The sequence below is a fragment of the Nocardia neocaledoniensis genome, from assembly GCF_029868625.1.
GTDB lineage: Bacteria > Actinomycetota > Actinomycetes > Mycobacteriales > Mycobacteriaceae > Nocardia > Nocardia neocaledoniensis_A.
Map to the genome: position 1 here is coordinate 91,128 of NZ_JARWOJ010000330.1, position 8,160 is coordinate 99,287.

Sequence of the window (8,160 nt, forward strand, 5' to 3'; positions counted from 1 at the left end):
CCCGCCGCCGGACTCAGGCCGTGGCCGCCGCCACGCCGGCTCTGCGCCCGAAGAACGTGCCGTCACCGAGCGAGGTGCCGCTGATGTAGCCCCACGAGTGCAGCCCGGACGTGGCCCGGCCCGCCGCGAACAGACCGGGGATCGGGGCGCCGTCGAGGTCGAGCACGTGACCGTCGACGGTGGTGTGCAGGCCGCCGATGGTGAACACCTCGGCGCCGCCACGGCCCGCCGCGCCGTACTCGGGCGGGGCGATGCCACGCTGGACATCGATCGCCGCGAACGGTGACCGCAGCGGCCGCAGCCAGCGGGGCGCCTTGTGGAAGTACGGGTCGTCGCCCTCGGCGGCGTGCCGGTTGTATTCGGTGATCGTCGTCTGCAGAGCGCCCGGCGGCATGCCGATCTGCTGTTCGAGGTCGTCGAGCGTCTCGGCCACGAAATGTGGCTGCACACCCCAGCGTTCGTTCTCCGGCACTTCCTCGTAGGCCTGCTCGTCCAGGATCACCCACACCTTCAGGCCGTGCTTGAACAGGGCGGCCTGGCCGACGAGCCCGGGGTAGACGTCCTCGTTGATGAAGCGGCGGCCCTTCTCGTCGACGATCATGCCGCGCACCATCATGCCGGGGATCAGCGAGATGCCGACCTGCGCGGCGGACATGTGCCGGACCGCGGCGCCCGCGGCCTGCGCCATCACGACGCCGCGGCCGTCGTCGCCACCGTCGCTGTTGACCCCGAGCCCGACCAGCTGCGGGGCGTGCTGGGCCACCATCTCGGCGTTGTCGGCGAAACCACCCGTGGTCAGTACGACCCCGCGACGCGCGCGGTAGGTGTGCAGCCGGCCGTACTGCTTGGCGACGACACCGACGACGCGACCCGCCTCGGTGATCAGCCTGACCGCGTTCGAATCGGTGTGCACCGCGACCGAGGTGTCCGCGACCGCTTCGGCCAGCTTCTGCATGAGCACCTTGCCGCCGAAGCCGTCGGAGGTGACGCGGTGCCCGCGCGGCGCGGGCGTCGCCAGCTCGGCGAAGGGCCAGGCGTTCTCGCCCATCCACATCAGACCGTCGTCGGTCGGCGGCACCCAGGTGGGCGAGTCCCACAGCGACGGCTTGAACGGCACGCCGTGCTCGACGAGCCACTGATAGTGGCGGGTGCTCTCTCGGCTGTAGAGCTCGACCTTCGCCCGATCGGCGTCGGGGCCGAGGGCGGCGAGCAGGAACGCCGCCATGTCCTCGGCGGTGTCCTCGAAACCGCAGGCGCGCTGGATGTCGGTGCCGCCGCCCAGGTACATCTCGCCGCCGGACAGCGCCGAGGATCCGCCGCCGCCGCTGAACTTCTCCAGGATGATGACGTCGGCGCCGGTGGCGGCCGCCTCGAGCGCGGCGGACGCGCCCGCGCAGCCGTAGCCGACGACGAGAACGTCGGTCTCGTGGTCGAATCCGTCGAGCTCGCCCGCGTCGACGGGTGTCACCGAATTGTCTGTCCTCATGCCCACTCCCATCCGCTGTGCTGCGGCGCACGCTATGACCTCGCGCACGCGCCCGACGGGGGAGTGTCCACCCAGCGGGAGGCCGTCAGTCCGACGGCGCGGCCACCGCGGGCTCGTCGGCCTCGTCCACCGCGGGCGGCGGTCCGGTGGCCGCGTCGATCTGCTCGCCGATGTAGCGGATGACCACCGCGATCATCGCGACCACGGGGACGGCGAGGAACGCGCCGGTGATGCCGTACAGCGAGCCGCCCGCGGTCACCGCGAGCAGCACGATCACCGCGTGCAGTTCCATGCTGCGGCTCTGCAGGACCGGTTGCAGCACATTGCCTTCCAGCTGCTGCACGGCGATGACGATGCCGAGCACGATCAGCGCGGTGGTGAAGCCGTTGCCGACCAGCGCGACGAGGACCGCGAGCGCGCCGGCGACGAACGCGCCGACCATCGGAACGAAGCCGCCGATGAAGGTGATCACCGACAACACCAGCGCCAGCGGCACATCGAGAATGAACAACCCGGCGCCGATGAGCACGGCGTCGACCATGCTGACGATCGCCTGCGTGCGGATGAATCCACCCAGCGTCGCCCACACCCGCTCGAGCACGGCCTCGACATGGCGGCCGCTGCGGCTGCCGAAGACCACGTGCATCCACGGCAGGAAACGGCGGCCGTCCTTCAGGAAGAAGAACACCAGCACCAGCACCAGGAACACGGTGATCAGGAGCGAGGTCGCCGTGGACACACCGGTGAACACGCCGCTGGCGATCTGCGCGCCACTGGACTGGAGCCTGCCGACGATGGCGTCGACCGCGGAATCGAGTTGCTCGTCGCGGAGGCGCAGAGGCGGACCCTGGATCCAGTCGCGCACCTGGTTGACGCCCTCGGTGGACTTGTCGGCGAGTTCGGGCGCCTGATCGGCCACCGAGGGCACGATCAGCGCGATGATCCCGGCCAGCACCCCGACGAAACCGAGGAGAGTCACCGTGGCTGCCAGCGCGGGGGGAAAACGGTGCGCGGTGAGCCAGCGGGCCGGTGGCCACAGGATGGTCGTCACCACGATCGCCAGGGCGACGGGCAGGATCACCACCCACAGGCGGGCGGCGATGGTGCCGAGCACCCACGCACCCGCCGCGATCGCGACGATGCACAGTGACCATTTGGCCAGCCACAGCAAGCCGCTGCCGATCACGTCCCCGCGGTCACGGCGCGGCGTGCCGGTCGATCGCGTTCCACTCGGTTCTTTCCCCTGCCCGCTCACGTCGCCAGTCTGACACGTCACCGGCGATTCATGGCGGCGGCCGGTGGGCGGCTCAGGCGCGTCGCGGCGCCGACGCGGGCAGATGGACGTCCATCCAGCGCAGCAGGCGATCGACGGATTCGGCGCAGTCCCCGCCCGCGCCGGACTCCGCCCACTCGAGGAGCGCGGCGAAGGTGGCCGATTGGTAGGCGGTCGCGAGGGCACGGCAGATCGCGGCGGGGGAGTCGGGCAGGCGGCGGGCGAGATAGCCCGCGAGCGTGTCGATCCAGGGCTGGTAGACGCGGGGCGCGGTGGCGGCGAGTTCGGGCTCGGAGGAGATCAGCCGCAGCCAGTCGGGCGCGAGTTCGTGGATGCGCGGATCGCGCGACACGGATTCGACGATCGCCGAGCGGACCACCAGTGCGGGCGGCTCGTCGTCGGCGGCGGTGGTGAGCACCTCGCGCAGGCGCTCGGTGGCGGGCCCGACCCCGAGCCAGGCGATCTCGGCGCGGGAGGAGAAGTGCCGCAACAGCGTTCGGGTGCTGATCCCGGTGGCTTCGGCGAGGTCGTTCCAGTTGGTGGTGGCGAAGCCGCGGTCGGTCCACAGGCGCAGCGCCCCCGCGGACACGGCCCTGGTGTCCAGCACGGAGGGACGGCCGGGGCGGCGGGGACCGGGCTGGGTCACCGCGGACACGGCCCTGGTGTCCAGCACGGAGGGACGGCCGGGGCGGCGGGGAGCGGGCTGGGTCACCGCGAAAGCGAACCAGTTTTGGCGAAGTGTGTCAATATTGGGTCGACCCCACCGAAACAGGAGAAAAAGTATGGATTTCGTCAACTCGTCCGCGATCGTCACCGGCGGGGCGTCGGGTCTCGGCTTGGCCACCGTGCGGGAACTGCACGCGCAGGGCGCGAAGGTCGTCATCGTCGATCTCCCGTCGTCCGACGGTGCGACCATCGCGAAGGAGCTGGGCGAGGGCGCGGCCTTCGCGGCGGCGGACGTGACCGACGAGTCGGCGGTGTCGGCGGCACTCGATGTCGCCGAGTCGCTGGCCCCGCTGCGGATCGCCGTGAACTGTGCGGGCATCGGCAACGCGATCAAGACGGTCGGCAAGAAGGGCGCGTTCCCGCTCGCCGACTTCACCAAGGTCATCAACGTCAACCTGGTCGGCACGTTCAACGTGATCCGCCTGGCCGCCGAGCGCATGTCGGTGGTCGAGCCGGTCGGCGAGGAGCGCGGTGTCATCATCAACACCGCCTCGGTCGCCGCCTACGACGGCCAGATCGGCCAGGCCGCCTACTCCGCCTCCAAGGGCGGCATCGTGGGCCTGACCCTGCCGGTCGCCCGCGACCTGGCCGGGTTCAAGATCCGCGTCGTCACGATCGCGCCGGGCCTGTTCCGCACCCCGCTGTTCGAGACCCTGCCCGAGGAAGCGCTGCAGTCCCTCGGCGCGCAGGTGCCGCACCCCTCGCGCCTCGGTCAGCCCACCGAGTTCGCCGCCCTGGCCCGCCACATCGTGGAGAACCCGATGCTCAACGGCGAGACCATCCGCCTCGACGGCGCCATCCGGATGGCCCCGCGCTGATCCGGTCCGGTGTCCGGCCCGGTATCTCGCCCGGCCGGGCACCGGCAGTGGACCGCCGGGCCCGCGCCATGACCGGGTCGGGCGCGAACACGCGGCCCGATGCTGTCGGCGGATCAGTGGACGGACAGGTCGCTGAGGCCGGCGCGGAGCGCGGCCGCGGCGAGGGTGGCGACGTCGCCGCAGGCGAAGGCACGGACACCGGCGTCGCGCCAGTAGGCGTGGCGTTGCGCCGAGCGGACGAGCGCGCAGAACGGCACGCCGTGCGCGATACAGCTCTCGTGCAGCCGGAGCAGCGCCGAGCGCACCGTGTCGTGGCGCAATCGCCATGGCACACCCAGGGATTGGGAGAGATCGGCGACGCCGGGCAACACCATGTCGACGCCGCCTCCGCGCAGGATGTCGTCGATGGCGTCCACGGCGTCGGCGTCCTCGACCAGGGCGATGAGCATCGTTTCGGCCTCGGCGCGACGGCAGTGCTCGATCGGGTCGGTCAGGCCGTAGGCGGCGGCGCGGCCGGAACCGAGTGAGCGCATCCCGGTGGGCGCGTAGTGGACCGCTCGCACAGCGGCCTCGATGTCGGCGCGGGTGCGCACGTGCGGAACGACGATGCCGAGGACGCCGGCGTCGAGACCGCGCAGCATGGTGGCGGTGTCGTGCGGTGCCACCCGCAGGAAGGGCGTCAGACCGGCGGCCTGGGCCGAACGGATCATGTTCTCGAGATTCTGCGGGTCGAGCAGGGTGTGTTCGGCGTCGATGACGACGAAGTCGTAGCCGGCCCAGCCGATCATCTCGACGAGCGCGGGCGCGGGCACGGAACAGAACAGCCCGTACACGCGCTCGCCGTCGGCGAGTTTGCGGCGCACCCGATTGACCGTGATCATCGGCTCACCCGCGCGCCGTCGGCGAAGTGGAAAGTCGGCGGCGGGTGCATGAGGAAGTCGTGATGGGAGATGTTCCACGCGTACGCCCCGGCGAGCCCGAACACGATCCGGTCGCCCGCGCGGAGCCGATCACCGGAGACATCGTGCGCGAGCTGGTCTTTCGGGGTGCACAGCTGGCCGCAAACACTGACGGGCATGGTCGCGGTACTCGGTCTCGTCCAGGGATGGTCCCAGGTGTCGACGGGAACCACCGCGCAGGGCTGGCTGTGTCCCTTCGTCGCGGGGGTGCGCAGGTGGTGGGTGCCGCCGCGCACGACGGCGAATTCGCCGCCGTGGCTGGACTTCACATCGAGGACGTCCGTGGCGTACCAGCCGCAGTAGGCGGTCAACGACCGGCCCGGCTCGATTCGCAGACGTAGATCCGGTGTGGCACGCAGGATCTCGTCGAGCGCGGCGCCGTAGGCCGTCCAGTCGAACAGGCGATGCGGCGCGGTGTAGTCGACGTTCATCCCGCCACCGATGTTCACCTCGGTGAGCGCGATGTCGTGACGGTCGGCGGTGTGCGTGGCCCACCGCACCACGGCCGCCGCGACCGCGGCCAGCTCGGACGCCTCCAGCCCACTGGTCAGGTGGGCGTGCACGCCACGCAACCGAAGACCTGGATACCGGCCGCGGGCGAGGTCGCCGAGCACAGTGTCGGCATCGTCGGGATCGACGCCGAACGGGGTGGGGCGACCGCCCATCGCCAGGGCGCTGCCCGCCAGTGTGTGCTGATCCAGGGGCAGGTTGACGCGCACGAGCACATCGACCGGCTGCTCGGCGTGCTCGGTGAGCGCGCCGAGGGCGCGGAGCTCGCCGACGCTCTCCACGTGGATGCGGTGCACCCCGTGCGCGAGGGCCGACCGGTGTTCGGCCGGGGTCTTTCCCGGGCCGCCGAACGCGAGCCGGTGGCCGGGCACGGTGGCGGCGACATGGGCCAGTTCACCGCCGGACGACACTTCGAAGCCGTCGACGGATCCGGCGAGCGCCGCGAGGACGCGCGGCTCGGGGTTGGCCTTGGCGGCGTAGTAGAGCTCCACCCGTTCGGGCAGCGCGGCACGCACCGCGGCCGCGTGCTCGCGCAGGGCGGTCAGGTCGTAGAGATAGGCGGGCAGGTCGTCGTCGGCCAGGGCGGTCGCCCAGGCGGCCGCGGTCTCGGAGAGCGCGATCACCGGCTCAGCTCCGCGAGGGCGGCGGGTCCGTGTTCGGCGGGCGAGGTGCTCGACAGCGGGGAGGCGAGCCGAACGTAGCCGGCGTCGCGATCGGGTTTGCGCTCCCAGCGGGTGAGCAGATTCGCCTTGGCGGGCAGCGGGACTCCCGCCAACAGCGCGGCGAGCCGCGGCGGATGTCCGGCCTGTGCCGAATAACGGGTCAGCACGCCGCGCACCCGGTCCCAGGCGACCGCCTCGAGCGCCGGATACAGATCGGCCAGCGCGGCCAGCATGTCGGCGATGTTGTTGACCAGCAGGCAGTAGACGACGCGGTCCCAGCCGCGGTGCGCGTCGTAGGTCATCCGCCGCGCGACCTCCGGCAGCATGCCCGCCAGCGCCGCGCCGTGCTGATCGGCGAGGAGTTTGGTGCCCTCGAGATCGCGGAACAGGACCTGGACGGGCAGGCCGGTACCGTCCACGCCGATCAGCACGTTCTGCAGGTGGGGTTCGAGGACGACACCGTACTCGAAGTACGCGGCGAGGACCGGGGCCACGAGCAACCCCAGGTAGGCGTCCCACCAGCGCAGCGCCGCGTCCTGGTCCCCCTCGGGCAGGAGCCGGGACAGGTGCGCCGGACCGGTGGGGTACTCGTCGGCGACCGCGGCGGCGAGGAGCGCGGTGACACCGGGTCCCAGCCGGCCCGACAGCCCCTCACGGACGATGACGCCGAACCCTTCCAGTAGTTCGCGATCGGGGCCGCCGTGCTCGCCGGGCAGGGCGAGGCTGCGGTAGGCGGGCTCACGCAGCATTCCGCTGCCGGGGAAGCGGGCCGACAGCTCGTCGAAGATCGGCGCGAGGAGCCGATCGAGGGTGACCGCACCGGTCAGTTCGTACCAGGCGTTCTTACGCAGGCAGTTGGTGATGCGGACGTCGAGGCTGAACTTGAGGAACATCGCGCCGTCGTAGACGGTCCGGACCGACGCGGTGGCGGCGAATCGTCGCGTGCCCTCGCCGAGGTCGATGATGTCGCCGCGGTCGAACGCCGCGTGGACGGCGGGCCGGGTACGCATCATCTCGTACTGCCAGGGATGAGCCGGGAGCAACCGATAGCCGGCGGGCACGCCCGGTCCCACCGCGTCGAGCGCGGCCGAGGCCGCCGGATCGTTGCTCTCCTCCGCGACGAGGTGGGTGCGCACGGCCAGCAGGCGCAGCCCGAACTCGGCACCGGCCTCGGGGGAGTACCTGGCCCACTGCGCCGGCTCTCCGGTGCGAGCCTTCGGCGTGGGGTGGAAGCGATGCCCGAACACCAGCGAGCGTTCCGAGGCCAGATAGTCGAGCTCGGCGTACCCGGGCGGCGACGCGAGGGTGGCGGCGAGGGTGGCATGACTGGAGGCGATCTGGGCGAGGAACTCGTCGTTGGCCACCCCGTTGTGCAGGGTGAGTTCGTCGTGGGCGTAGCGCGCCAGGGTCCGCCAGTCCAGCGGCAGCCACTGCCCGCGGCAGCGGTGCTCCACCCGACCGCGGAACCGGTGCGCGCCGATGCGCGAGGCCCGTCGGATCTCTATGCGCAGCAGCACGTCCCGGCGCGGCAGGCGCACGATCAGATGGGTGCCGGAGACCACGGCCTGGCGCTCGGGACCCGACACTTCGCGCAGCAGGCAGTTGAGCAGGGTGTGGGCCACCGCGTGGGGGGGGGGGGGGGGGGGGGGGGGGGGGGGGGGGGGGGGGGGGGGGGGGGGGGGGGGGGGGGGGGGGGGGGGGGGGGGGGGGGGGGGGGGGGGGGGGG

The 8,160-nt window shown here is 71.8% G+C and carries 7 protein-coding genes; 1 reads left to right on the plus strand and 6 read right to left on the minus strand.

Going from position 1 to position 8,160, the window contains the following annotated elements; translation table 11 throughout:
• Positions 1 to 13: 13 nt before the first annotated feature.
• The 3 genes from QH270_RS25290 to QH270_RS25300 all read right to left on the minus strand — a co-directional run bounded on the left by QH270_RS25290 (position 14) and on the right by QH270_RS25300 (position 3,471).
• On the minus strand, positions 14 to 1,486 hold the full coding sequence (locus QH270_RS25290; RefSeq protein ID WP_280346587.1) for an FAD-dependent oxidoreductase: 1,473 nt from the start codon (positions 1,484 to 1,486) through the stop codon (positions 14 to 16).
• An 85-nt stretch (positions 1,487 to 1,571) separates the two neighbouring features.
• Positions 1,572 to 2,741: an AI-2E family transporter gene (locus QH270_RS25295; protein WP_280346588.1), complete on the minus strand. Its 1,170-nt coding sequence runs from the start codon at positions 2,739 to 2,741 to the stop codon at positions 1,572 to 1,574.
• A gap of 52 nt (positions 2,742 to 2,793) precedes the next feature.
• Complete coding sequence (locus QH270_RS25300) at positions 2,794 to 3,471, minus strand: TetR/AcrR family transcriptional regulator (RefSeq protein ID WP_280346589.1); 678 nt, start codon at positions 3,469 to 3,471, stop codon at positions 2,794 to 2,796.
• Between the two features lie 70 nt (positions 3,472 to 3,541).
• On the opposite strand from QH270_RS25300, the gene QH270_RS25305 reads away from it, so the two are divergent.
• Entirely contained in the window at positions 3,542 to 4,303 is a 762-nt protein-coding gene (locus tag QH270_RS25305) for a 3-hydroxyacyl-CoA dehydrogenase (protein ID WP_280346590.1), read from the plus strand.
• A 113-nt stretch (positions 4,304 to 4,416) separates the two neighbouring features.
• On the opposite strand, the gene QH270_RS25310 is transcribed toward QH270_RS25305, so the two are convergent.
• From QH270_RS25310 to QH270_RS25320, 3 genes are read right to left on the minus strand one after another with little or no spacing between them, the layout of a single operon-like run.
• Complete coding sequence (locus QH270_RS25310) at positions 4,417 to 5,184, minus strand: HpcH/HpaI aldolase family protein (RefSeq protein WP_280346591.1); 768 nt, start codon at positions 5,182 to 5,184, stop codon at positions 4,417 to 4,419.
• Complete coding sequence (locus tag QH270_RS25315) at positions 5,181 to 6,395, minus strand: type III PLP-dependent enzyme (RefSeq protein WP_280346592.1); 1,215 nt, start codon at positions 6,393 to 6,395, stop codon at positions 5,181 to 5,183. The genes QH270_RS25310 and QH270_RS25315 overlap by 4 nt, the downstream gene beginning before the upstream one ends.
• Positions 6,392 to 7,996: an IucA/IucC family protein gene (locus QH270_RS25320; protein WP_280346593.1), complete on the minus strand. Its 1,605-nt coding sequence runs from the start codon at positions 7,994 to 7,996 to the stop codon at positions 6,392 to 6,394. Before QH270_RS25320 ends, QH270_RS25315 begins: the two co-directional genes overlap by 4 nt.
• Positions 7,997 to 8,160 lie beyond the last annotated feature (164 nt).